The sequence below is a fragment of the Kribbella sp. NPDC004875 genome (genome assembly GCF_042873375.1).
GTDB lineage: Bacteria > Actinomycetota > Actinomycetes > Propionibacteriales > Kribbellaceae > Kribbella.
In genome coordinates this window covers 226,258-249,471 of record NZ_JBIALI010000007.1, presented here as the reverse complement: position 1 = coordinate 249,471, position 23,214 = coordinate 226,258, and the positions used below count along the sequence as shown (strand labels likewise).

The 23,214-nt window shown below is 68.5% G+C and carries 25 protein-coding genes; 8 read left to right on the top strand and 17 right to left on the bottom strand.

The features are described from left to right. Positions 1-32: 32 nt before the first annotated feature. From ACFYRH_RS35530 to ACFYRH_RS35515, 4 genes are read left to right on the top strand one after another with little or no spacing between them, the layout of a single operon-like run. Positions 33-1,025: a LacI family DNA-binding transcriptional regulator gene (locus ACFYRH_RS35530; protein ID WP_387784367.1), complete on the top strand. Its 993-nt coding sequence runs from the start codon at positions 33-35 to the stop codon at positions 1,023-1,025. Then, a complete protein-coding gene (locus ACFYRH_RS35525) occupies positions 1,022-2,494 on the top strand; it encodes an arylsulfatase (protein WP_387784366.1) in 1,473 nt (490 codons plus the stop codon). The genes ACFYRH_RS35530 and ACFYRH_RS35525 overlap by 4 nt, the downstream gene beginning before the upstream one ends. Continuing rightward, on the top strand, positions 2,472-3,224 hold the full coding sequence (locus ACFYRH_RS35520) for a phosphotransferase (RefSeq protein WP_387784364.1): 753 nt from the start codon (positions 2,472-2,474) through the stop codon (positions 3,222-3,224). Before ACFYRH_RS35525 ends, ACFYRH_RS35520 begins: the two co-directional genes overlap by 23 nt. Position 3,225: 1 nt before the next feature. Next, the gene (locus ACFYRH_RS35515; RefSeq protein WP_387784362.1) at positions 3,226-3,762 is read left to right on the top strand and encodes an MOSC domain-containing protein; all 537 of its coding nucleotides are present in this window, start codon (positions 3,226-3,228) and stop codon (positions 3,760-3,762) included. 243 nt (positions 3,763-4,005) lie between these two features. On the opposite strand, the gene ACFYRH_RS35510 is transcribed toward ACFYRH_RS35515, so the two are convergent. From ACFYRH_RS35510 to ACFYRH_RS35495, 4 genes are all read right to left on the bottom strand, one after another. Continuing rightward, positions 4,006-4,557, bottom strand: a complete 552-nt coding sequence (locus ACFYRH_RS35510; protein ID WP_387784361.1) for a TetR/AcrR family transcriptional regulator — start codon at positions 4,555-4,557, stop codon at positions 4,006-4,008. Positions 4,558-4,637: 80 nt separating this feature from the next. Continuing rightward, on the bottom strand, positions 4,638-5,060 hold the full coding sequence (locus tag ACFYRH_RS35505) for a hypothetical protein (RefSeq protein WP_387784360.1): 423 nt from the start codon (positions 5,058-5,060) through the stop codon (positions 4,638-4,640). 20 nt (positions 5,061-5,080) lie between these two features. After that, complete coding sequence (locus tag ACFYRH_RS35500; RefSeq protein ID WP_387784358.1) at positions 5,081-5,809, bottom strand: SAM-dependent methyltransferase; 729 nt, start codon at positions 5,807-5,809, stop codon at positions 5,081-5,083. 9 nt (positions 5,810-5,818) lie between these two features. After that, entirely contained in the window at positions 5,819-6,553 is a 735-nt protein-coding gene (locus ACFYRH_RS35495; RefSeq protein WP_387784357.1) for a hypothetical protein, read from the bottom strand. Positions 6,554-6,776: 223 nt separating this feature from the next. Between ACFYRH_RS35495 and ACFYRH_RS35490 the strand changes: the two genes are divergently transcribed. The 3 genes from ACFYRH_RS35490 to ACFYRH_RS35480 are packed head-to-tail and all read left to right on the top strand — an operon-like array spanning position 6,777 to position 10,183. Then, on the top strand, positions 6,777-7,976 hold the full coding sequence (locus tag ACFYRH_RS35490; RefSeq protein WP_387784356.1) for a neutral zinc metallopeptidase: 1,200 nt from the start codon (positions 6,777-6,779) through the stop codon (positions 7,974-7,976). A gap of 18 nt (positions 7,977-7,994) precedes the next feature. Beyond that, positions 7,995-9,281 (top strand): neutral zinc metallopeptidase, encoded by a 1,287-nt coding sequence (locus tag ACFYRH_RS35485; RefSeq protein WP_387784354.1) that lies wholly within the window; start codon positions 7,995-7,997, stop codon positions 9,279-9,281. Continuing rightward, positions 9,281-10,183, top strand: a complete 903-nt coding sequence (locus ACFYRH_RS35480) for a neutral zinc metallopeptidase (RefSeq protein ID WP_387784352.1) — start codon at positions 9,281-9,283, stop codon at positions 10,181-10,183. The genes ACFYRH_RS35485 and ACFYRH_RS35480 overlap by 1 nt, the downstream gene beginning before the upstream one ends. Here ACFYRH_RS35480 and ACFYRH_RS35475 read toward each other — a convergent pair. Further along, on the bottom strand, positions 10,176-10,631 hold the full coding sequence (locus ACFYRH_RS35475) for a GNAT family N-acetyltransferase (protein ID WP_387784351.1): 456 nt from the start codon (positions 10,629-10,631) through the stop codon (positions 10,176-10,178). The genes ACFYRH_RS35480 and ACFYRH_RS35475 overlap by 8 nt on opposite strands. A 236-nt stretch (positions 10,632-10,867) precedes the next feature. On the opposite strand from ACFYRH_RS35475, the gene ACFYRH_RS35470 reads away from it, so the two are divergent. Beyond that, positions 10,868-11,749: a hypothetical protein gene (locus ACFYRH_RS35470; protein ID WP_387784350.1), complete on the top strand. Its 882-nt coding sequence runs from the start codon at positions 10,868-10,870 to the stop codon at positions 11,747-11,749. Positions 11,750-12,007: 258 nt separating this feature from the next. On the opposite strand, the gene ACFYRH_RS35465 is transcribed toward ACFYRH_RS35470, so the two are convergent. From ACFYRH_RS35465 to ACFYRH_RS35410, 12 genes are all read right to left on the bottom strand, one after another. Next, a complete protein-coding gene (locus tag ACFYRH_RS35465) occupies positions 12,008-12,532 on the bottom strand; it encodes a hypothetical protein (protein ID WP_387784349.1) in 525 nt (174 codons plus the stop codon). A 41-nt stretch (positions 12,533-12,573) separates the two neighbouring features. Further along, positions 12,574-13,287, bottom strand: a complete 714-nt coding sequence (locus ACFYRH_RS35460) for a hypothetical protein (protein WP_387784347.1) — start codon at positions 13,285-13,287, stop codon at positions 12,574-12,576. 94 nt (positions 13,288-13,381) lie between these two features. Beyond that, complete coding sequence (locus tag ACFYRH_RS35455; RefSeq protein ID WP_387784346.1) at positions 13,382-14,386, bottom strand: N-acetylglucosamine kinase; 1,005 nt, start codon at positions 14,384-14,386, stop codon at positions 13,382-13,384. After that, positions 14,374-15,630 carry a 6-phospho-beta-glucosidase gene (locus ACFYRH_RS35450; protein WP_387784344.1) on the bottom strand — a complete coding sequence of 419 codons (1,257 nt, stop codon included), beginning with the start codon at positions 15,628-15,630 and terminating at the stop codon, positions 14,374-14,376. The genes ACFYRH_RS35455 and ACFYRH_RS35450 overlap by 13 nt, the downstream gene beginning before the upstream one ends. A gap of 233 nt (positions 15,631-15,863) precedes the next feature. Further along, complete coding sequence (locus ACFYRH_RS35445) at positions 15,864-17,051, bottom strand: ROK family protein (protein WP_387784343.1); 1,188 nt, start codon at positions 17,049-17,051, stop codon at positions 15,864-15,866. Between the two features lie 165 nt (positions 17,052-17,216). Next, complete coding sequence (locus tag ACFYRH_RS35440; RefSeq protein ID WP_387784341.1) at positions 17,217-18,182, bottom strand: DUF2891 domain-containing protein; 966 nt, start codon at positions 18,180-18,182, stop codon at positions 17,217-17,219. An 8-nt stretch (positions 18,183-18,190) separates the two neighbouring features. Further along, entirely contained in the window at positions 18,191-19,165 is a 975-nt protein-coding gene (locus tag ACFYRH_RS35435) for a DUF979 domain-containing protein (protein ID WP_387784339.1), read from the bottom strand. Then, positions 19,162-19,863 (bottom strand): DUF969 domain-containing protein, encoded by a 702-nt coding sequence (locus tag ACFYRH_RS35430; RefSeq protein ID WP_387784337.1) that lies wholly within the window; start codon positions 19,861-19,863, stop codon positions 19,162-19,164. The genes ACFYRH_RS35435 and ACFYRH_RS35430 overlap by 4 nt, the downstream gene beginning before the upstream one ends. 168 nt (positions 19,864-20,031) lie before the next feature. Further along, entirely contained in the window at positions 20,032-20,709 is a 678-nt protein-coding gene (locus ACFYRH_RS35425; protein ID WP_387784335.1) for a uracil-DNA glycosylase, read from the bottom strand. Between the two features lie 139 nt (positions 20,710-20,848). Continuing rightward, a complete protein-coding gene (locus tag ACFYRH_RS35420) occupies positions 20,849-21,412 on the bottom strand; it encodes a DUF1990 family protein (protein ID WP_387784333.1) in 564 nt (187 codons plus the stop codon). After that, a complete protein-coding gene (locus ACFYRH_RS35415; protein ID WP_387784331.1) occupies positions 21,399-22,187 on the bottom strand; it encodes a YndJ family protein in 789 nt (262 codons plus the stop codon). The genes ACFYRH_RS35420 and ACFYRH_RS35415 overlap by 14 nt, the downstream gene beginning before the upstream one ends. Continuing rightward, the gene (locus ACFYRH_RS35410) at positions 22,184-23,206 is read right to left on the bottom strand and encodes an LCP family protein (protein WP_387784329.1); all 1,023 of its coding nucleotides are present in this window, start codon (positions 23,204-23,206) and stop codon (positions 22,184-22,186) included. The genes ACFYRH_RS35415 and ACFYRH_RS35410 overlap by 4 nt, the downstream gene beginning before the upstream one ends. Positions 23,207-23,214 lie beyond the last annotated feature (8 nt).

Here is a 23,214-nt window from a genome sequence, read left to right as displayed (position 1 = left end):
GATCGCACGACCTGATCTGCCAGAATCGGCATATGTCCTCACCTTTGGCCGAGCGGCCGACGCTGCGGATGGTGGCGAAGGAGGCAGGCGTCTCGGTCGCGACCGTGTCGTACGTGCTGTCCGGACGGCATCGCAGCCACACGATCAAGGACTCGACCGCGGACCGGGTCCGCGAGGCCGCGTCCCGCCTCGGCTACCGGCGGAACGACGCGGCCCGCGCGATCCGGACCGGCAAGTCCGACCTGGTCCTGCTCTCGCTGAGCGTGCTCGCCGACCCGTGGTCGCAGGCGGTCGCGGCGACCGTCAGTACGGCGGTGAGCCCGCTCGGCAAGACCGCCCTGATCGTGGCGGACGGCGACTGGCGGACGGTGCTGGCCAACCGGACACCGGACGTGATCTTCATCGACAGCGTCACCTCGGACCCGGGGCAGGTCGCGGAGCTGGAGACGTTCGCGGCGCAGGGCGTGCAGATCGTGGCGTTCAGCGAGACGCTCGAGCCGCGCGGATTCGACGTGATCCGGTCCGGGGCCGAGCCGCGCTGCCATCTCGCGGTCGAGCACCTGCTCGAGCGCCACGACCGCGTCGGCGCCCTCACCTCGCGGACCACCGGGTTCGCGCGTTTCGACGCCTACGTGAACACATTGCGCGCGGCCGGCCAGCCGATCCGCAGCGATGACATCGAGGTCTTCGAACAGCACCCGGAGGGCGCCTACCGCGCCGCGATGGCGTTGCTGTCCAGGCCCGAGCGGCCGACCGCGCTCTACTGCACCACCGACTTCGCCGCGATCGCCGCTGTCCGGGCGGCGCACCGGCTGCGGATCGACGTACCGCGGGACCTGGCGATCGTCGGGGTCGGGAACACGCCCGAGGGCGAGACCCTGGACCCGTCGCTGTCCACCGTCGGTCCGGTCGGTTTCAACGATGCGTTGGCGAACATCATCGTCGGACGGCTCACCGAGCGCGAAGGCGCGCCTGGTGAGGTGTTCGACTTCCCCTGGCAACTCATCGTCCGGGAGTCTTCTTGAGTGCACCCAATGTGGTCCTGATCTGCGTCGACGAGTGGCGGGGCGACGCGCTGTCGTGCGCCGGGCATCCGTACGTCGAGACGCCGCATCTGGACGAGTTGGCGCGGGCGGGGGTGCGGTTCAGCAGCGGGTACTCCGCGACTCCGACGTGTGTGCCGGCCCGGGTCGCGTTGTTCACCGGGCAGTCGCAGGAACGGCACGGGCGGGTCGGGTACGTCGACGGCGTACCGTTCGACGCCGCACACCCGGTGACGGTGCAAGGGGAGTTCCGCAAGGCGGGGTATCACACACAGGCGATCGGGAAGATGCACGTGTGGCCGGAGCGGGCGCGGCTCGGGTTCGACGACGTGATCCTGCATGACGGCTATCTGCATCACTCGCGGCGGGCGCATCGGCAGCAGTTCGGGTTCTTCGACGACTACGTGCCCTGGTTGCGTAGGCAGCCCGGGATGTCGCCGGACGCGGAGTACTTCGACCACGGCGTGAACTGCAACTCGGTCGTCGCACGCCCGTGGGACAAGGCCGAGGATCTCCACCCGACGCACTGGGTCGGCACGCAGACGATCGACTGGCTGTACCGGCGGGATCCGACGAAGCCGTTCTTTCTGTACCTGTCTTTCCATCGGCCGCATCCGCCGTACGACCCGCCGGCGTGGGCGTACGACCGGTACAACGCGCTCCCGCCGTACCAGCGTCAGTTGGGGGACTGGGAGAGCGACTGGGACGAGTTCCGGCGGGACGGCGACTACCAGGCGCTGATCGGGGACCTGCCGGATCACGTGGTGCACCGGGCGCGGGCCGGGTACTACGGGTTGATGGCGCAGATCGACCTGCAGATCAACCGGATCCGTGAGGCGCTGGTCGACTTCGGCGTGTACGACGACACGATCATCGCGTTCACCTCCGACCATGGCGAGATGATGGGCGACCACCGGATGTTCCGGAAGGCATTGCCGTACGAAGGGTCCGCTCGGGTGCCGTTCATCGTCGCGGACCGGGCGTCGGCGTCCGATGCGACGCGCGGTGGTGTCGTGGACCAGGTCGTCGAGTTGCGGGACGTGATGCCGACGTTGCTCGATCTGGCCGCCGTACCGATCCCGTCGACGGTGGACGGGTGCTCGCTGGCGCCGTTCCTGCGTGGCTCGTCCGTGCCGGTGCGGGAGTGGTTGCATGGGGAGCACGTGATCTTCGAGCAGTCGGTGCAGTGGGTGACGGACGGAAAGACGAAGTATGTCTGGGGTTCCGCGCTCGGGGTGGAGCAGTTGTTCGACCTCGTGGCGGATCCGGGCGAGCTGCACAATCTGGTCGACTCGAAACCTGAGCTGCGGGACTTCTGGCGGGAGCGGCTGATCCAGGACCTGGCCGGTCGCGAGGAAGGTTTCGTTGCTGATGGCAAGCTGGTGACCGGACGACCGGTGACCGGGATCCTCAATCACACAAGGGAACGTGTTGCACGCGCCACCGTCTGACGACTGGACACTCATCGACGTCGGTGAGTCCGACACGTCTGTCTACCGCCGAGGAGACGTCTTCGCCAAGTGCTGCGACCTGTCCGGCGTACAGGAGCTCGCCGCGGAGCGCGATCGGATCAGCTGGCTCGCCGGCACCGAGTTGCCGGGAGCGACTGTCCTGGACTGGACCGAGTCGCCGTCAGGTGCTTGTCTGCTCACTTCGGCGGTGCGCGGTGTGCCTGGTGACGCGCTCCCGCCGGCGTCACATCATCAGGCGATGCGGAGCCTGGGAGTCGTCCTTCGCGAGCTGCATGACCTCACCGGCTGCCCGTTCGAGCGTTCTCTGGACGACGTGATCGCGACCGCGACCGACGTCGTACGGCGGGGCGCGGTGAACCCCGACTTCCTCACTGACGAGTGGCGGCGGTTGCAGCCGTCCGAGCTGCTCGACCAGGTGATCGCGGAGCGACCGTACGTCGAGAGCGTCCTGGAGCCGGTCGTCTGCCACGGGGACGCCTGCCTGCCGAACGTGTTCTTCGACCCGAGCACTCTCGAGGTCACGGGCCTGATCGACCTCGGCCGGCTCGGCGTCGCCGACCGGTACGCCGACCTCGCGCTCACCACGATCCAGCTCCACGACGAGTGGTCCGCGGACCCGGCACCGTTCCTCGAGGCGTACGGCGTACCCGATCCGGACCCGCGCCGGCTGCGGTTCTTCCGTCTCCTCGATCCACTCACCTGGGGCTGACATGCAGATCGAGATCGTCGCGCTCGTCGTTTCCCGGCAGCATGCCTTCGAGGGACGCCCGCAGGACGGCCCGCGTCCCGACCCCGAGCCGGTCGAGCGGACCTCGGTGGAGATCCGCGCCGGCCTCGGCATCGTCGGCGACCGGTACTACGGGCAGGCCGTCCACAAGAACGCCGCCGTGACCTTCATCGACGCGGCCTCGCTGGACGAGGTGGTCCGCGCCCTCGGCCTGCCCGGGCCGCTCGACCCGCACCTGACTCGGCGCAACATCACCCTCCGCGGCTTCCCCATCGACGAACTCGCCGCCCATCGCACCGCGGACGGCACCCAAGTCGAAGGCCGCCGCTTCACCCTCGACTCGGGCACCGGCCCGATCACCTTCCAGGCCAACCGCCCCGCCAATCCGTGCGCCTGGATGAACGAGGTGCTCGCTCCCGGCGCGATGAAAGCCCTGCGGGGCCACGGCGGCATCCGCTCGACGCCCCTGACCTCAGGCACCATCCACCTGGGGCCGGCCAACCTCACCCTGCTGGACTGAGGCGCCCGGCAGCTCGACAGGTAGTGCGCCCGCGAGACGGCGTACGCGCGGCCTCCGGCACGCTCAGGTGCACTACCTGTTGACGGAGACCTCCTGTCGAGCTGCAGTTCTGGCACCTCGACGTGTACCGAGTGCGCGGACTCGGGCTTAGCATCGACGACACCGCAGCGGACGGATCCGGCGAAACCGCTTGGTTCGCGAGCGCGAGGCCGGCTGTCGCTCCGCCGGAGACGATCGCGTGCATCAACTCACCAACCTTCGGAGAACTGTCGTCAGGGCGGGGGATTCCGGCCTCAGGCTCCGGTGCAGGAGCAGGCCGTCGAGGGCCGCCGCGAGGACGGCGGCGGTCGCGGCCGGCTCGGCGACCTGGTGGATCGCGAGCCAGTTGGCCACCCGGGCGCGGAAGTCGCCCACCAGGGCGGCGATCTCGGCGCGGAGGCGTTCGTCGCGGGTCGCGGCCAGGTAGGTCTCGGTGAAGAGCAGCGAGGTCGGATCGGTCCCGTCGTACTCCTCGACGGAGGCAAGCATCGCGTCGATCGCGGCGGCCGGGGTCGTCGCGCTGATGAACAGTTCGCCGGTCGTCGCGAGCACCTGGCGCATCGCGGTGATGGCGGACTCGGTCAGCACGTCCTGCACGGACGAGAAGTGGTAATGCACGACGCTCGCCGTGACACCGGCGCGGTCGGCCAGGATCCGGGTGCTCACCGCGGACCATCCGCGCTCGGGGATCAGCTCGGCAGCCGCGACCAGCAGCCGCCGGCGGACCTCCTGCCCATGGCCGGCGGTCGGCGGCATCGGACCCCTCCAGGGCAATCGTTCTGTACGACCGCCCTGATCGTAGGACGTGCCGACAGCCGGGGCAACCGCGCCCGGATTTACTTACGCCCGAACTTCCACCACTTCGGCTTGTTCATCTTGATCTCGTCGGCCGTCATCGGCGGCGGGACCGGCGGCTTGGACTCCTCGGTGAGGAAGTCGCCGGACTCGGTGTCGTACGGCGTCACGCCGAGCCGGCGGCTGATCTCCATCACGATCGGGATCGACCGCGGGCCGTCGTTCAGGTAGAAGGTGATGTCGCGGACCTCGACACCCTTGCCGATGGTCATCTCGACGTCGTAGTCCGGACTTCGCAGCGCGAGCCAGGACGGTTTGCTCGTGTCCACGTCCGGTACGACCTCCCGAACGGTGGCCACCACATCGCTCACCAGGCCGACGGCCGGTGGCTCGTAGTCGACAGGTAGATCGTCGAGGCGCCGTACGCCTCCTGGTCCGCGCATCGCATAAACAGCCCAGCTCATGCCCCCAGCATGCCAGGCAGTCAGCGCTTCCGGGCCGCGAGGATTGCGAAGCTCAGGTATTCACCCTGGTCGGCTTCCAGCATGTCGAGTGCGCCGTCGCGTTCACCGCGGTACTCCGAGACCGCACGGGACCAGGCGACCCAGTCGGCCCAGCCGTCGGGCTGCAGGCGGGCCGCGGTGACGTCGACCAGTTCGGTGATCTCCCACTGGAACCGCCACCAGTCGGCGGTGTGCCAGGCGAGCGCCTCCCAGCCGACGAGCTTCTTGATGTGTTCCGGGATGTACCCCAGCTCGCGGATCTCCCGGGTCATTGCCGGCGTCGCGACGCCGAGTTGGCCGCCGGGCTTGAGGAAGGCCGTGAGATAGGCCAGGTAGTTGTCGGCGGTGCCGAAGTACTCGTACGCGTCGATGCAGACGATCGCGTCGAAGAACTCTTTGGCGAACGGCAGCGTGTGCGCCTCGGCCTTCACGGTCACGACATCGGTCCTGCCGATATGGGCGGCCGCCTCCGTCGGGTCGACCCACAGATCGGCGGCCCACACCTGGACGCCGTACTCCTTCGCCAGGAAGGCCGAGGTGGCGCCCTTGCCCGAGCCCAGGTCGAGCACCCGCAGACCCGGTCGCAGGTCAAGGTCGCGGGCGAGATCCTCGAGCAACCACAACGGGTTCGGACCCATGTCGCCCGCCAGCAGCCACTCGGCGTCGTAGGAGTTGGACCGCGGATAGCCCGCATGCTTCAGCTCGACCACCGGCTCAGATTAGCCGGGAACCACCTCGATCGGGATGCCATCGGCCTGCAGCAGCACTCGATCTGCCAACGGTTCGGCCAGCGTGGCGACGACCACCCGCCCGTACCCCACCAACGGAATCGCGGTGACGCCCGGACGGTGACTGCTGCCGAGTACGAGCACCACCGCGGTTCGCGACTCGTGCACGGCCTCCACCCACATGTCGGTGTACTCCGGCGGCGATCCGTGCACCATCCATCGCACCGTCCGCCCGCGGTCCGTCAGCACGGCCGGAGGCAGTCCACTCAGCCCACCGCGATAGTCCGAGTCCAAGCCGCTCGGCCACCACAGATCGATGCTCGCATCGAGCACGTGCATCGGCGGGTACCCGATCCCTTCCGCCTTCGGGTTCGGCGCCTTCCCCGGCGGGAACTGCGGTCCCACGAACTCGACGCGGTACGCCGGAAGCGGCCGGTACCCGCGATCGGTGCGGAACTCCGGGTGTACCCGCCGTACCGACCGGACCCGGACGGGATCCACGTGCCAGTGCGGTTTCGGGTCCGGCTGCAGTGCTTCGAGCAGTCCGGGCGGCAGGTCCACGTCCGACTCGACCGGCGCATGCCGCAGTACCGATGCCCGGTCCTCGAGCGTCGGCGCACCGCCGGGGCCGCGGCTGAAGCTCATCAGGACGATCGGCCGGGGGCGGCGGTCGATCGGGAAGTCGTCCCACAATGCCAATGCTTCGCGGGGGTCGATGTGGCTCATTTGTTCAGACTGGCAGGGATCGCGGTAGTCGTCCGGATGCGTTCCGTGCCCATCGGCGGCAGGTGGTCGCGAAACGATGTCAATAGCTGCAATCCGGTTCTCGGAGTGGCGGTCCAGGCCGTAATATCAGCCGTCGGCCGGCGCTGGGGGTGTTCCGGCCGTTCTTGATGCATCGGGTGGGACCGGCGACCGACCGGTACTGGGGACGAGAAGCGGGGAAGTCATGGCGGACAAGCCGGCACCCAAGCCTGGCCACTTCCTGCCGGGTGGCGAGGGCGAGCAGGAGACGACGGGCACCCCACCGGCCCCCGCGGACCGTGCCGCACCGTTGGCGGCACCGACGCCGCGGCTGGGTGGTGACGCGGCGCCCGTGCAGCCGCAACTAACCGGCACGCGGATCGAGTCCCGCCGTACGACGTTGTCCGGGAGCCGGCTCGGACCGCCACCCGCCGACGACGCCGCGGCCGAGGCGTACCGGAAGGTGTTCCATCCGGAGCCGATCCCGTTCGACCCGAAGAAGCGCTCCAAACCACTGATCGCGATGATGGTCGTCGCGGCCCTGCTGCTGGTCGGTGGCGGCGTCACGTTCGCGGTCAAGATGCTCTCGTCGTACGACGACTTCGTCACGAACCCGATGGGTACGCCGTCGTTGCGGCCGAGCGACGGCCCGACCACGAACGAACCCGTCGGCAAGGGCACGCCGGACGCGGACATCGTCGGCAAGAACGCGCTCTACACGGCGGGGAAGATGCCGGCGGTGAAGTGCGCGGAGCCCGCGTTCCGGCCGACGTCCAAGGAGAACGTGCGCTCGTACTACGAGGCGCTGACCGCGTGCCTGGACAAGGCCTGGGAACCGATCGTCACCAAGGCCGGGTTCGAGTTCCGGTCGCCGCGGCTGATCGTCTTCGACGAGGGCGAGGAGACCGCCTGCGGCGTCCAGAAGGATCTCGCGATGTACTGCCAGGACGACCAGGGCGGCAGCGCCACGATGCCCTGGCAGACCGTCGTCGAGGAGTACCCGAAGCGCAAGGCCGAGGTCCGCGCGGAGATGGCGCAGTCCTTCGGCTTCGTGTACGGCGTCCACGTGCAGAACCTGACCGGGATGGCCGAAGCGTCCGACAACCTCAGCGACACCGCGGCGAACCAGGCCGGCAAGCTCGAACAGGAGCGGCGCGCGGCGCTGCAGGCGTACTGCTTCGGTGCGGTGTTCTTCGGCGCGGCCCGGTCGAGCTTCCCGCTGCGCGGTGAACTGCTGCGGCAGTGGAACGGCCTGATCCAGCGTCGCGGCGACGAGTTCAGCAAGGACAAGGTCCGCGATCACGGTTCGGGCAAGAGCCTCACGCTGTGGATGAACCAGGGCTTCGCGACAACCAACCCGGGCGCCTGCAACACTTTCGTCGCACCATCCGCCAAGGTCAGCTGAGCGAGACGGGAACGATCGATGCCTGACACCGAGGAGGGCACGCCGAAGCCCGGGCATTTCCTGCCCGACGGGACCGGCGAGCCGCAGGCCGGCTCCCAGCCGCTGACGCTGACCGGCGGGCGGCTCGGCGCTCTGAGCAGGGCTCGATCGATCGCGGTCGACGAGACCCCGGTCCGCCGCAAGGCGCGCCCGCTGCCGACCGACCCCGGTACGACGAGCGAGTACAGCGGCCCGCCGGTCGCGCCGCTCACCACCGCCCCGGCGAAGCCGCTCGCAGGCACCCGTCGCGTCGGCGGCCCGCGCCCCACCGGCTGGCACGCGAACCCGTCGCGCTCCGCGCCCCAGTTCTCGTCCGAACCACCACCGGTGAAGCCGCCGCGCCACCACTCCCGCAAGGTCGTCGCCGCTCTGTCGGCCCTCGTCCTGGTGATGCTCACCGGCGCCACGGTCGCCGGCTTCAAACTCGTGAACTCGTACGGCGAACGCGTCGACAACCCCCTCGCGCAGCCATCGGTCAAGAAGTCCGTGGCCCCGCTCCCGACGCCTCCGGACCCGACCGTCACGGTCACCGCCACCACGGTGCCGGACGTGGTTCGGCTCCGGCAGAACACGCTCTACAAGGCGGGTGCGGTCGCGGCGGTCAGCTGCCGCGAGCCGGCGATCAAACCGAACTCGCAGTCCGCGATCCTCCGGTACTACAAGGCTCTGCTGCCCTGCCTCGACAAAGCCTGGGCCCCGGTGATCAAGCGCGCCGGCTACACCTTCCGCTCGCCGAAGGTGGTGCTGCAGTCCAGCCAGAACACGTCGACGACCGGCTGCACCGGCGAGGAGGACGTCGCGTACTACTGCGGGAGCGAGGAGAGCATCAACATCAGCTGGAAGAGCGACCTGAAGTTCTACAAGGACGATCCGATCGCGGCCCGGGTGTGGATGATGGACACGATGGCGCACGAGTACGGCCACCACGTGCAGGAGATGACCGAGATCCTCACCGCCGCCTGGTCGCGTGAAGGCTGGGCGAAGAACAAGGTCGAGGAACTCGAGTGGACCCGCCGCAAGGAGCTCCAGGCCAGCTGTCTGGGCGCTGCCTTCCTGGGCGCGAACAAGAAATCCCTCGGGCTGAGCGGCCGCAAGCTGGAGGTCTGGCAGTGGGAGACCCAGCACAGCGGCGACGAGTACAACGACAAGAAGATCCGCGACCACGGGTCCCGCAAGAACCACTGGCTCTGGGCCGAGCCGGCGTTCAACTCCGCCGACCCGAAGGTGTGCAACACGTTCACCGCGGCGCCGGCGAAGGTCAGTTGATGCGCCGCGCGCTGGCGCTCGCGAGTGTCGTCGTACTCGCTCTGACTGGTTGTGGGCAGGCCGAGACGATGGCTCGGCTGCAGCCGATCGGGGCGCGGACGCCGTCCGCGACGCCGACACCGACGGCTTCGCCGACGCCGAAGCCGACTGCGGCCAAGCCGTCCGCGCCGATCTCGATCGATCTGACTGGCGGCGTCCTCAGCAACAAGTTGTACGGCGTGGGTAAGGTCCCCGTGGTGCGGTGTTCGCTGCCGCGCGCGAATCTCCGGTCGAAGGCCGGGATGACGGCGTACGCGCGGGTCCTGATCGCGTGCATGGACAAAGCGTGGGGGCCGATGGTGCAGAAGGCCGACGCGTACCTGTTCCCGCCCGAGGTGTTCGCCTACAGCCTGCGCACCCCGAAGGCGACGCCGGACTGCGCGAACGCGCCGAAGAACACCGACGCGTTCTACTACTACTCGGGCGTGAGCGGGAAGATCTGCTTCGAGTGGGACAACTTCCTCGAGGTCAAGGACCCGACGATGCGGCAGACCTACTTCGAGGAGGTCATCGCGCACGAGTACGGGCACCACGTCCAGCAGTCGGTCGGGATCCTCACGCTGTACGGCGAGCTGATGCGCGGCAAGAGCAAGACCGGCCAACTCGAAGTCCAGCGGCGCAAGGAACTGCAGGCGAGCTGCTTCGGCGCGGCCTTCCTGGGCTCGAACAAGAAGCTCTTCCGTCTCTCCGGCCTGCGCCTGCAGATGTGGCGCTACATCGTCCAGCACGTCGGCGACGAATACAGCACCGTCCGAGACCACGGCTCCCGCAAGAACCACGCCTACTGGTCAACCAAGGCCTTCACCTCCACCACCCCCGCCACCTGCAACACCTTCACCGCCCCCGCCGCGAGAGTCAGTTGAGTTTGAGTTTGAAGCCTTCGTGGGTGTTGGCGAAGCCCAGGCGGGTGTAGAAGCGGTGGGCTTCGGTGCGGGACTTGTCGGAGGTCAGTTGGACGAGGGTGCAGCCGCGGGTGCGGGACTCGTCGACGGCCCATTGGACGAGGGTGCTGCCGAGGCCGGCGCCGCGGGCGGAGGCGGCGACGCGGACGGCCTCGATCAGGCCGCGGGTGGAGCCGCGGCGGGACAGGCCGGGGATGATCGTGAGCTGCAGCGTGCCGATCACCTCATGGTTGCGTTCAGCAACCACCAGCACCTGGTTCGGGTCGGCGTCGATCTGCTCGAACGCCGCCAGGTACGGCGCCAGGTCGTCGATCGACTCGCGGGTCGCGCCGAGCTGGTCGTCGGCGATCATCGCGACGATCACGGCGACGTCGGCGGCGGTGGCCCGGCGGATCAGGACATCGTTCATGGAGTCAGGATCGCAAACGGCTGAAGCGGTTCAGTCGGCAGGGTAAGGGGCGACGTACCGCGATGGTGATTGCCTTATGCAAACACCTTTCGTTGGTCGCCCCGCCGAAGGGTGCTGTTTGCCTCGGGCATCGAGGGGTACGAGTCATACTGGACACCACTGCATCCGCCCGTGCCGGGGTCGTGTGTGCAGTGCTGCGCGACAGCGGATGCGGGCCAGTTCGGAAGGAAATCCCGATGTCCGCATTAGCGATCGACTTCACCGGGCCGTTCGAAGATGCCTTCAGCAAATTGCTGTCGTTCATCCCGAACCTGCTCGGCGGTCTGGTCATCCTGGTAGTCGGCTACTTCGTCGCCAAGGTGCTCGGCAAACTCGTCGGCAAGTTGCTCGGCCGGGTCGGCTTCGACCAATGGATGGACAGAGCCGGCGTCTCGGGCGTGCTGCAACGGTCGGGCACGGGGCTGACCGCGTCGGCGATGCTGGGCAAGGTCGTGTTCTGGTTCGTGTTCCTGATCAGCTTCACGATGTTCGCCTCCGCGCTCGGCGTACCGGAGATCTCGAACTTCATGAGCGACATGCTCGGGTACATCCCGCGGATCTTCGCCGCGATCGTGATCGTCTGTCTGGCCGCGCTGTTCGCGAACTTCCTCGCCGCGATCATCCGGGGTGCCACCGGCAACGAAACCCTGGCCAAGGTCGGCCGGTACGCGATCCTGGTGTACGCCGCGTTCGCAGCGCTCACGCAGCTCGGCGTCGCCGTTCAGCTGACCGGCAACACGCTCCTGATCGTGCTCGCGGGTGCCGCGCTGGCTCTCGGTCTCGCTTTCGGCCTCGGGGGCCGGGAGATGGCCGGCCGGGCGCTGACCAACCTGTTCTCCCGCGAGAACATGAACAAGCCGGCCGCCGACCCGAACACGACGGGTTCCAACGGTACGGCGGCGTACCCGACGCAGGGTGAGTACCAGGGCAACTACCAGGGCAGCTACGGCGACGGCTACCAGCCGCCCGCCCAGCCCACGGCGCCGCCGGCGCAGCCCGAGCAGCACCCGGCCGCGCACAGCTCCGGCAACTGGTCCAACGGAACTCCGCCCAACGGCAACTGGCAAGGCGGTCAGTAGTCACCTGGAGGTGATGGTCCCGCACCAGCAGAAGTTCTCCTCAGGCGGGCGGCAATCCGGATCGGGTTTGCCGCCCGTCGCCTGTCTCAGGCCCCGCTGAGCTACCACCACCGTTTGAGGGGCCGGCCCCTCAAACGGAGGGGTGGCCCCTCGTATTTCGGGTCCGCATCCCCTCGGGTCGGGGGTCGGCCCCTCAAACGGTTCGGGTTCGCACCCGCCCTCGAGCGGTTCAGGGGTCGGCGCCTCAAACGGTGACGGTCAGCTGGCGTCCGGGCCGGCGCGGCGGACGTCTTCTACCTTCGTCACCGCGGCGCGGAGATCGGAGAGCCAGCTTTCGCTGTGCTGGGCGACCAGCTTGACGCACCAGCCCAGGGCGTCGCTGCGGGAGCGTGCCACGCCGGCGTCGACGAGGGTGTCGAGTACCTGGCGCTCGGGCTGCCGGAGCCGGGTCATCACCGGCGCGGACAGCGAGGTGAAGACGGTCCTGGTCTCGCCGCAGCGCACACCCCACGCGACCTTCCGGCGGGTGGCGTGCTCGAGTTCGCGGGCGATCTCGATGCGGCGGTCGCGGGTGTCCTCGCGGAACTGCTTGATCCGGCCGTCCTCGGCGGCGGAGCGCTCGGCGGCGCTCACGTCCTTGTCCTGCACGGGTGCGGGGATCCGGCCGACGATCAGGATCTCGTCCCGATCGATCGACAGCTCGGTCTCACCCTCGAACCAGTCGCCCGGCAACCGCCCGGTCAGCCAGCCCCGCACCTTCTCCTGCTCGGTCTGCGTACTCATGTAATCATGATTACACCTAAACAGGTTTCAGCTCAAACTACTCAGTGATACCGCACCGTGTACGCCGCGTGCGCGTCGCCCTGGGACAGCCCAACGTTCGACACACCGATCACCAGCGTGTGCCGGGTGATGTCGTTCCGGTACGTCACGTACGTCGTACCGGCCGCGCCCTCCGCGCCGGTCCGTGTCCAGTGCGAGCCGCCGGTGGCGGCAACCTTGCGCAGCGCCTGGGCAGCGGCCGGCGTCGCGTAGTACGCCGTCCACTTCGTGTCTCCACGGCCCCAGGCCCGGACCAGGTTGTCCGACCACTGCACCGCGTTCCATGCCTGCGGCTCGCCGCTGAACTTCGCCGTGTACGCCGCGTGCCAGCCGTCCGCCGCGCGCAGACCGACGTTCTGTACGCCGATCGTCAGATTCCCGCCGCGCGCGTCGTCGTGGTACGTGACGTAGATCGTGCCCGCGGCGCCCTCGGTGGAGACGCGCCGCCAGTGGATACCGCCTGGCGTCGCCTGTCCGTTGAGTGTGCGCGCGGTGGCCGTCGAGGCATAGCAGTTCGCGGTCGCGGTGTCGCCGCTACCCCAGGCCCGCACCAAGCGGTCGGCGTACGCCGCCGCGGAAATGGTCGTCGCAGATGCCAACCGGCTGCAGTTCGCCGCCGCGCTGGTGCCGGCATCGGCCGGCGTGGCTGCGACGGCCAGCGGGGTCACCGCGAGTGCCGTCGTCGCGCCAAGACCCATGATCCTTCGAATCATCATCGACCTCCCGAGTGGATGTGGTCCTCCTTGTGCGACGCCACATCGCGCTCAGGAGTTCGCGGACAGCGACTCACTGAGACACGCCTGCAACACACTAGGCAGCCGGTGGTGGAAGGAACGCGGCACGTAGCCGGGTCTGCGCCCCCGTCCCGGCGGCCGTGCGATCCAGGCCGAGCAACGCCGCCCCGACCACCGGCGGTACGTCGACCACTCGCGGAACCGCCTTCGGTGCGACGTCCGCGAGCAACCGCGTGACGCGATCCAGCAGGACCGAGTGACCTGCAGTCAGCACGCCACCGCCGAGAACAACCGTGACGGGCTCACCGAGCAGCTCAAGTCGTCGCAGCGCACTGACCGCCATCGCGACGATCTCCTCGGCCTGCTGCTGAATGATGCCCAGGGCAACGGTATCGCCGGCCGCCGCGACTTGTAGCAGCACAGGGGCGGCCTCCAACTGCCGATCGGCCGGCAACTCCCCGAAATGAAAGGCCTCGATCAGCGCGGTCAACGACGCCATCCCGAAGTGCGCAGGCAGTGCGGCCAGCAAAGCGGTCGCGGGACCACGTCCGTCATCCGCCCGCGACGCCGACCAGAACGCCTCCTCGGCCAGTTGCGCCCCACCACCCCAGTCGCCAGTGAGCTTCCCCAGCGCAGGGAATCGCGCAGTACGGCCGTCTGGCAGCATGCCGGAGCAGTTGATCCCGGCGCCGCACACCACTGCCACACCACGCGGTTCGTCCACTCCGGATCGCAGCAGCGCGAACGTGTCGTTGGTGACGTACACCGACTCCGCCCACCCGTGCCGTTCGAACACAGCAGTGAGCTGTTCGACCTCGATCGGCAGGTCAGCGTTCGCCAGGCACGCGGAGATCTGCTGCACGAGCGGTACGCCGCCAACGCGCAAACCGGCCGCTGCGGCCGCTGCGTCGACCAACGGCAGCAGCCCGGCCACTGCGGCGTCCGGTCCGATCTTCTGCGGCTCGAAACCACCACCCCGCGCCGTACCGAGGACTGTGCCGTCCGCGGCGACCAGTGCGACGTCGGTCTTGCTGTTGCCGGCGTCGAAGGCGAGGACTCCGCCCGGGACTAGCGCGCCCACTGCAGGTACGCCTTGTTGTGCGCGAGCAGCTTGTCTGTCAGCTCTTGTGCCACGGAGATCTGCCCGACCAAGGGATGCGCGAGCAGTGCCTTGAACACGCGGTCGGCACCTCCCTTCACAGCAGCCTCCAGCGCGAGGTCCTCGTAGGCGGTCACATGCGCGACCAGTCCGGCGTACAACGGCTCCAGCGGGGCCACGGGCTCCGGCGTGGCTCCTTCGGCGCCGACCGTGGCAGGTACCTCGATGACGGCGTCGTCGGCGAGGAAGGGGAACGTGCCGTTGTTGAGGGTGTTGACGACCTGGACGTCGCCGGTGTTGTTGAGGAGAGAGGAGGCGAGTGCGACGGCCGCTTCCGAGTAGTACGCCCCGCCGCGCTTCTCGAGCAGTGCGGGCTTCTCGTCGAGCTGCGGGTCGGCGTACATGTCCAGCAGTTCCTTCTCGAGTGCGGCGACCTCAGCGGCCCGAGAGGGCTTGGTGAGCAGTTCCTGCACCACCGCGTCGTGTGCGTAGTAGTAGCGCAGGTAGTACGACGGTACGACGCCCAGCTCGCGTACCAGCTCCGCCGGGAGGATCAGGTCGTTCGCGACGTCGTCCAGGTGCTCGGACAGCAGTTCGGGCAGCACGTCCTCGCCGTTGACCCGCACCGCACGCTCCCAGGTGAGGTGGTTCAGCCCCACGTGGTCGAGCGACACCTCTTCCGGTGTGACCCCGAGCATCCCGGCGAACCGGCGCTGGAACCCGATCGCCACGTTGCACAGGCCGACTGCCTTGTGACCGTGCGACAGCAGCGCCCGCGTGACGATCCCCACCGGGTTGGTGAAGTCGATGATCCACGCGTCCGGATTGGTACGCCGTACGCGCTCGGCGATGTCCAGCACCACCGGGACGGTCCGCAGTGCCTTCGCGAGCCCGCCGGCGCCGGTCGTCTCCTGCCCGACACAACCGCACTCCAGCGGCCACGTCTCGTCCTCGTTGCGCGCGGCCTGCCCACCGACGCGCAGTTGCAGCAGTACGGCGTCCGCACCGTCGATACCCGCGTCCAGGTCGGACGTGGTGACGACGCGGCCCGCATGCCCTTGTTTCGCGAAGATCCGCCGAGCCAGCCCGCCGACCAGCTCCAGCCGATCGGCCGCCGGATCCACCAGCACCAGCTCCGACACCGGCAACGTGTCCCGCAACCGCGCGAACCCGTCGACGAGCTCAGGCGTATAGGTGGACCCACCACCAACAACCGTCAGCTTCATCCTTTGACCCCTGTCAGTGTGACGCCTTCGATGAAGGCTTTTTGCGCGAAGAAGAACACGATGATCACCGGAGCCATCACCAGCAGGGTGGCCGCCATGGTGAGGTTCCAGTTGGTGTGGTGGCGATGCGAAGGAGCGTCTTGGACTCACCGCAGCCGTCCACCTTGGCTGCGTCCACGTAGTCCTTCGGGATCGTCAGCAGGAACTGCCGGAGCTTCGCATCCGTTCTCCTACTAGGTGATGGGTGGTCCCGCGGTGTCGAAGACCTCGTCGCGGGTGGTGCTGAGGGCAGACTGGAGTGCTCCGGAGAGCACGGGGTCGGTGCTGATCGCGGTCATCAGCAACTGCGGCCGCGGTACGGCGAGATCGGCGAGCTCGTCCTGGACCAGGCCGCGCAGACGTTCGCCACCCGCGGTGATGACGCCACCGGCGAGCACGATCAGCTCGGGGTCGACGACGGCGACGATCGCCGCCAGACCGACCGCGAGACGATGCGCGAACTCGTTCAGTACGGCGTCACCCGCACCCTCGGTCTGTAGCGCGACAGCGATCGCGGCTTCCGGCGTACGGGCCTTCAGGCCGTGCTCACGGGCGAGCTCGAGGACCGGTTCGCCACCGGCGAGCTCCTGGAAGCCACCGGCGTTGTTGCGGCCGACGTTGCGGACCAGCGGCGTACCGGGCAGCGGCAGGAACGCGACCTCGCCGGCGCCGCCGGTCGCGCCGCGGTGCAGACGGCCGTTGATCACGATCGCGGCGCCGATGCCTTCCTCGCCCCAGAGCAGCACGAAGTTCTCGTGCTGCTGCGCATGACCGACCCGCTGTTCGGCGATCGCGGCCAGGTTCACGTCGTTCTCGACCTCGAGCGGTACGGCGATCGCCGCGGCCAGCTCCTCGAGCAGGTGCGGCGCGTGCCAGCCGGGCAGGTGCGTCGCGTACCGCAGCCGGCCGGTCGTCGGGTCGAAACCACCCGGCGTACCGATCGAGACGCGGTGCAGCCGCTCGCGGTCCAGACCCGCCTCGCCCGCGGCACCCTCGACCGCCTTCACCACCCGGTCGACCGTGCCCCTCGCGCTGCGACCCGGCGTGGCCAGCTCGTACCGGCCGACCACGTTGCCGGTCAGGTCCGCGACCGCGGCCCGGATCCGCGTCGGCGTGACGTCCAGGCCGGCGACGTACGCGATGCCGCCGTTGATCTCGTACAGCTGCGCGTTCGGTCCCGGCCGCCCGGCCGAGGTGCCGCTGGGGCGGACCAGGCCGGCCGCCTCCAGACGGGCCAGCAACTGCGACGCGGTCGGCTTGGACAGCCCGGTCAGGTTGCCCAGCGTCGTACGGGAGAGCGGGCCCTGGCTGAGCAGCAGGTCCAGGGCGGCGCGGTCGTTCATCGCGCGCAGCAGGCGCGGCGTTCCGGGAGTCGTTGCCATGGGTCAACCCTGCCTCCCTTCGCCGCCCGCGGGTACTCGCCGCGCTGATCAGGTCAACTGTTAGGAAAGTTTCCTATTAACGCGAGACCGTACGGCGGACTTCGGCAGCTGTCAATCGGCTGTGGGAGGAAGAGCGGTGCTCGGCAGGTCGTGCGGCGGGTACGGCTAGGCCTGATCTGCCAGGAGGGCGAACGACACCAGCCAGTGCGTCGACATGAAGTCGCCACCTGTGACAGTTGGCAGTACTGCGTTGACCTGACGATCCGCACCGGCCCGTAGCACTGCGGCCACGTCCGGCACGGCCGGTGCGATCGTCCGCAACTGCCACGCCCTGCTGAGCGCCAGACCGGACAGGTGCGCCAGCTGTCCATCACCGGAGTTGTCGGTGATCGGTACGTCGAGCAGGTGCAGGTGAGCGTCCTTCCCCAACCCAGGAAGGAACTTCGCCAACCAGCTCGCGAACTCGCCGTCCGGCAACACCCGTCGCATCAGCTCGGCCTCGGACAACGCCGGTGACAGGAAGTCCGTCCCCGACGGCTCGAACCGGGTGTCGTACGCCGTGTCGTTGCCGAACCACTCCAGCGCCCGCGTCCTGATCGCGTCGACCACATCGGCCCGCCCGAGCTCGTCGTACGCCTCGAAGAGCAGTGCGAGTGCGAACGCACTGTTGAGGTGCACGCCGTGCCGCACGGGGTACGCCTGCTTCGGGAGCCAACGCAGTACCAGCTCCCCGATGACCTCACCGAGCGGAGCGAGCGCGTCCGCCCAGTCGGTCTTCTGGCCGGCTGCCACCAGCATCGCTGCCCACGCCCACCCGTACGGGCGCTCGTACGACGGCCGCTCGCGTAGGTACGCCACCTCGGCCCCGATGGCCTCGGGCGTCAGCCGTTGCTCCAGTACTGCGACCGGACGCTCGCCGACCTGGTCCGGCGCCAGCGCCAGCAACCGGACCAGGGACCACTGCATGTGCGCGCTGGAGTGCCAGTCGTACGACCCGTGGAAGGCCGGGTGCAGCCGGTCCGGAGTGACGTCCACGTCGTCCGGACCGTACGACGCGTGGCCGGCGCCGTACGGGTAGGGCGTCTCGAGTACCTCGCAGGCGATGTTCGCCCAGGCGGCTGCGTACTTCATGGCTCTCCTCAGAACGCGAAGACGTACATGATCACGATGTTGCAGGCCAGCAGCGGGACCGCTGTCGGGATCTGGGCCTTGATCGGTCCGTACTGGTCCTTCATCTCCAGCAAGGCCGCTGGGACCAGGTTGAAGTTCGCGGCCATCGGCGTACACAAGGTGCCGCAGAAGCCGGCCAGCATGCCGACCGCGAAGATGATCGCCGGGGTGCCGTGGAACTGTTCGTGCAGCAGCGGCCAGCCGACGGCGGCTGTCATCACCGGGAAGGCGGCGAAGGCATTGCCCATGATGACCGTGAAGACCGCCATCCCGATGCAGTACAAGGCGACCGCGGCGATCAGGGAGCCCTCCGGCACCAGGTGATCGGTGACCCGACCGACGGCCTTGCCGACGCCGGAGGTGTTGAACAGCAGGCCGAGCGTGGCCAGCATCTGCGGCAGGATCGCCGCCCACCCGATGTGCTCCAGCAACCGCCGGCCCTCGTGCAGCGGTACGGCGGGTGACTTCGGGCGGAGCAGCACCATGCCGACGATCAACGCCAGGATCGACGCGACCCCGAGTCCGATGATCGTCGCGGAGCCGGACTGCAGGAGCAGCAGCTTGCCGTCCCGGAGCTTGATCTTCGCGAGCCAGGCGCCGAAGACCGCCGCGACGACCGGGATCACCAGCGCCGGCAGGAACAGCTTGTTGCCGAACCGGTCGGCGAGGTGCACGCGCTCGGCGGGCGTCGTCGTACGCTCCGCGCCCTTGCCCGGGAAGCCGGTGCCGGCCAGCACCGCCAGCCCGATGACCGCGATACCCAGCAGCCAGGCCGGTGCCCGCTTGTCGACCACGAAGGTGCCGTAGCCGAACGAGGCGCCGAGAATGCCCCAGAACGCGGCACTGCCGACTCGCTTGGGGTTGCTGCGGTCGTTGAGCACCTGCAGCGCGATCAGCACGAAGAAGATCCCGCACAGCCAGTAGAACCACTCGACCTTGATCATCGCGCGGCCTCCTTCGCGGCTGCCTTCTCCGCGGCGGCCAGCTTGTCGAGCTGGCGATCCAGCAGCAGCAATCGGGTGCCGTGGATGAGCAGCGCACAGATGCCGGTCGGGATCGCCCAGAGCGCGATGTCGATCGCCTCCAGGTGCAGGCCGTAGGTCGTGTCGACGAATCCGGTGATCAGCAGGATCGAGCCGATCGCGACGAAGATGTCCTCCCCGAAGAACAACCCGACGGTGTCGGCGCTCGCCGCGAAGCCCTTGATCTTCTCCTGGATCTTGTCGGGGAGCTTGCCGTACCGGCGTTCCGCGGCGCCGGCGGCCATCGGATGGATGAGAGGGCGGACCGCCTGCGCGGGACCGCCGATGCTGGTCAGGCCGAGGGCCGCGGTGCCCTGCCGGATCAGCAGATAGATGGCCAGCAGGCGTCCGGTGGTGAGCACCTTGAGCTTGCTGATCAGCTTGCGGGCCTGGTGCTGCAGGCCGTAGCGCTCGATCAGCCCGATGACGGGCAGCGTGACGATGAAGACGGTGACGGACCGGCTGCCGGCGAAGCCGTCGCCGAACGCGTTCAGGATCTGGACCGGAGACAGGCCGCCGATCAGGCCGGCCACGATGCCGGCGGCCGTGACGACCAGCATCGAGTTGATCCGCAGGGCGAACCCGACGACCACCACCGCGATTGCGAGCAGAACCCACATGGTTCCTCCCGGGGACGGAACGGTGTGACTGGGAGAGATGTTCCGCTCACCATAGGAGATTGTTGAACGATCCTGCAATGGATCATTCGAACAAATCGTTGGCACGACACAACGACGCGCCGTGACCACGGGGGGTCCCGGCGCGTTGCCGTCGTACTGCCGGCGCGGTTAGGGGAGTCGCCAGTCCACTGGCTCCGCGCCCTGCTCGGCCAGGAGGGCGTTGACCCGGCTGAACGGGCGGGAGCCGAAGAAGCCGCGGTCCGCGGACATCGGGCTCGGGTGCGCGCTCTCGACGTACGGCGTGCTGCCGAGCATCGGCTTGAGGGTCTGGGCGTCGCGGCCCCAGAGGATCGCCACCAGCGGGCCGCCGCGGTCCACCAGCGCGCGGATGGCCTGTTCGGTGACGGACTCCCAGCCCTTGCCGCGGTGCGCGCCGGACTTGCCCGGCTGCACGGTCAGCACCCTGTTGAGCATCAGTACGCCCTGGTCGGCCCAGGGTGTGAGGTCACCGTTGGACGGCGCCGGTACGTCGACATCCGCCATCAGCTCGCGGTAGATGTTCGCGAGGCTCCGCGGGATCGGCCGGACATCGGGTGCCACCGAGAAGCTGAGTCCTACCGGGTGTCCGGGGGTCGGGTACGGATCCTGTCCGACCACGAGCACCTTCACCTGTCCGAGTGGTCGCTGGAACGCCCGCAGTACGTTCTCGCCGGCCGGCAGATAGGCCCGCCCGGCGGCGATCTCGCCACGCAGGAACTCACCCATCCGCGTCACGGTGTCCTCGACCGGGGCCAACGCCTCGGCCCAGTCCGGCGCCACCAGATCAGACAACGTCTTAGGACTCACCCGCCACAGTCTCGCAGTACGGCGACCCGCGCTGCACCCCGGGTTGTCGCTCATTGTTCGCGTGTCGCTCAAACGCTGGTATTACTACGCACTGTACAAAGGTGGCGGCCCCGCAAAGTATGAGTTTGCGGGGCCTTCGCTATGCGTTGGCGAGGCGACGGAGGGCTGCCGTGTAGCGGCGGGCCGCGTAGCGCTGGGCAGTGCGGGTCATCGGACCGGCCAGGCGGGTGTACCAGCTGGCGGGGCGGCTGTAGGCACGGACAGTGGCGTGAACGCCGTCAGCGTCGCGGGAGACGACGAACGACTCCTCACCGGCCTCCGGGTGCCCTCGGAGCGTCCCGTACGCAAAACCGACCCGGTCCGGCTCGTCGACCGTCCAAACCACTCGGCAGGGCACTGGTACGCCGATCCGCCCGAGTGGCGCGAGAGTCCGGAGCCGGCCGATCAGGATCCCGGGCGTGAGCCGCGCCAGCGAGTTGGTGCCCACCTGTGGCGGTGTGTCCGTCGCCGTCACCGGTAGGCCCGCGGCCCGGTGCATCCGCCACGTCATCAATGCCTCGGCGGCACGGGTGAACACCTCGGCCCCGTCCCCGATCCGTTCCCGGTGCTCCAGACGGTGGTAGCCATCGGGAGTCCCGTCGTACCGCGTGGCTCCGACCACGTCGTACGTGAACTCCAGCCCCGCCAACTCATCGAGCGTCACGAACTCTCTCCCTCCGCATGGCCAGCACGCCACACAACCCGAACCCAACCGCATTCGCCACGCCATGTGTGGCAACCATCCACTCCAACGGCAGGTACGGCGTGTCGGCCACGTGTCCCAGTGCCCAGCTGACCGCCAACAGCATCGTGATCACCAACACAGAACCCGACACCACCAGCAGGATCGCCGTACTACGGTCTGCGCGTCGGGAACGCCGCCAGAGGTTCCAGCCCACCAGCCACATACCTGTGGTCAGTACGACGGCTCCTGCGAGCTCCACCGCGTCGCCGAGGAAGAACCCGAGCAGAACGATCCCAGTACCCAGCGGCACGCTCAGGGCCGCCAACCCGTCCGCGGCGAGGTACGCCATCAGTGCGGCCGCGAAGCCCGCGAAGTGGAAGTGTGCGACGGTCAGCGACAGCACCGTCAGGTTGAACCCGAACAGCTCGTACGACGACCTCTCGGCGACCAGTGCGAGCGCTGCGATCGACGGAGTGGCCAGGGCGGTGTAGAGCGCGACCTGCTGCGCGCTCAGGCGCCTGTGCTGCCAGAAGTGCCGTGCGGCCAGCGCGATGAGGACAACCGTGCCGGCGAGGTAGATCGAGGCCAGCACGACAGAGACCGAGCCACGCGGCAGCCAGAGCGCTACTACGCCCGGAACGGCGAACGCGAACCACCAGCGGGTGCTGGTGGTTCGCGTCGGGAGCAGTGTGAGGCCAAGGGGTACGACGATGAGCATGCCCAGGCTCACCACCGCATGGACCAGGTGGATCAACTGCTCTTCAGGCCGCTGGTGTTGTCGTTCTTCAACGCGTCGAAGAGCGCCTTGGCCTTGGTGGTGTCCCACTTCACCGCGACACCACGCCCGTGGCCGAGCTGGTAGTTGTCGTCCGCGATCGGCACGGTCAGCGTGACCCCGCCGCTGCCCGAGATCGCCCGCATGCCGCGTGCGAACCGGATGAAGTCGAACAGGCTCATGTCCTTGTCGACGGTCAGCGCGTCCACACCCTTGGTCGCCACGTTGTAGTAGCGGACCGGGTTCAGGAACGTCGCCGGCGAGCTGGCCTTCTTCGCGATCGCGCCGACCATCTGCCGCTGCCGCTCGACCCGGCCGAAGTCGTTCTTGCCGTCCGCGTGCCGGGAGCGCACGTAGCCCAGCGCCTTGACGCCGTCGAGGTCCTGGCAGCCGGCCGGCAGGTCGATGTGCGCCTGCTGGTCCTTCATTGCCTTCGGCAAGCACATGTTGATCCCGCCGATACTGTCGATCACCGACGCGAAGCCGCCGAACCCGACCTCGACGTAGTGGTCGATGCGCAGGCCGGTGACGTTCTCGATGGTCTGGATGAGCAACGCCGGGCTCTTGTTGAACGCGGCGTTGATCTTCTGCTTGCCACTGGTGCCGGGGATGTTCACCGCGCTGTCCCGCGGGATGCTGACCAGGACGGTCGGCCCGGACTTCGGGACGTGCATCAGCATGATCGAGTCGGTCCGCGCCGGTCCGGCGTTGCCGCCGGTGTGCAGCCGGGCGCGGTCGGCGCGGCTGAGGTCCTCGCGGGCGTCCGACCCGACCATCAGGTACGTCGTCCCGGATGTCTCGGCCGGGCGGTCCCCGGTCGGCATCGCGTCGATCTTGTCGATCCGGCTCCACGCGTAGAGCGGGACCGCGATCAGCATGAGGACCAACAGCAGGACGATCAGTCCGACGGTCCGGAGGAACCAGTTGCGCCGCTTCTTCGGGCGTCGCGGCGGCGACGGGTTCGCGTATCGCGGGTCGATGGGCTGCGTTTCACTCATGCCATGAC

Bases quoted from the DNA above. Each gene is read 5' to 3' on its own strand.
- ACFYRH_RS35440 (WP_387784341.1), bottom strand. From the start codon at position 18,182: ATGAAGTACGCAGCCGCCTGGGCGAACATCGCCTGCGAGGTACTCGAG.
- ACFYRH_RS35505 (WP_387784360.1), bottom strand. From the start codon at position 5,060: ATGAGCTGGGCTGTTTATGCGATGCGCGGACCAGGAGGCGTACGGCGC.
- ACFYRH_RS35450 (WP_387784344.1), bottom strand. From the start codon at position 15,630: ATGAAGCTGACGGTTGTTGGTGGTGGGTCCACCTATACGCCTGAGCTC.
- ACFYRH_RS35490 (WP_387784356.1), top strand. From the start codon at position 6,777: ATGGCGGACAAGCCGGCACCCAAGCCTGGCCACTTCCTGCCGGGTGGC.
- ACFYRH_RS35515 (WP_387784362.1), top strand. From the start codon at position 3,226: ATGCAGATCGAGATCGTCGCGCTCGTCGTTTCCCGGCAGCATGCCTTC.
- ACFYRH_RS35445 (WP_387784343.1), bottom strand. From the start codon at position 17,051: ATGGCAACGACTCCCGGAACGCCGCGCCTGCTGCGCGCGATGAACGAC.
- ACFYRH_RS35435 (WP_387784339.1), bottom strand. From the start codon at position 19,165: ATGATCAAGGTCGAGTGGTTCTACTGGCTGTGCGGGATCTTCTTCGTG.
- ACFYRH_RS35465 (WP_387784349.1), bottom strand. From the start codon at position 12,532: ATGAGTACGCAGACCGAGCAGGAGAAGGTGCGGGGCTGGCTGACCGGG.
- ACFYRH_RS35495 (WP_387784357.1), bottom strand. From the start codon at position 6,553: ATGAGCCACATCGACCCCCGCGAAGCATTGGCATTGTGGGACGACTTC.
- ACFYRH_RS35530 (WP_387784367.1), top strand. From the start codon at position 33: ATGTCCTCACCTTTGGCCGAGCGGCCGACGCTGCGGATGGTGGCGAAG.
- ACFYRH_RS35510 (WP_387784361.1), bottom strand. From the start codon at position 4,557: ATGCCGCCGACCGCCGGCCATGGGCAGGAGGTCCGCCGGCGGCTGCTG.
- ACFYRH_RS35460 (WP_387784347.1), bottom strand. From the start codon at position 13,287: ATGATGATTCGAAGGATCATGGGTCTTGGCGCGACGACGGCACTCGCG.
- ACFYRH_RS35480 (WP_387784352.1), top strand. From the start codon at position 9,281: ATGCGCCGCGCGCTGGCGCTCGCGAGTGTCGTCGTACTCGCTCTGACT.
- ACFYRH_RS35430 (WP_387784337.1), bottom strand. From the start codon at position 19,863: ATGTGGGTTCTGCTCGCAATCGCGGTGGTGGTCGTCGGGTTCGCCCTG.
- ACFYRH_RS35470 (WP_387784350.1), top strand. From the start codon at position 10,868: ATGTCCGCATTAGCGATCGACTTCACCGGGCCGTTCGAAGATGCCTTC.
- ACFYRH_RS35410 (WP_387784329.1), bottom strand. From the start codon at position 23,206: ATGAGTGAAACGCAGCCCATCGACCCGCGATACGCGAACCCGTCGCCG.
- ACFYRH_RS35475 (WP_387784351.1), bottom strand. From the start codon at position 10,631: ATGAACGATGTCCTGATCCGCCGGGCCACCGCCGCCGACGTCGCCGTG.
- ACFYRH_RS35485 (WP_387784354.1), top strand. From the start codon at position 7,995: ATGCCTGACACCGAGGAGGGCACGCCGAAGCCCGGGCATTTCCTGCCC.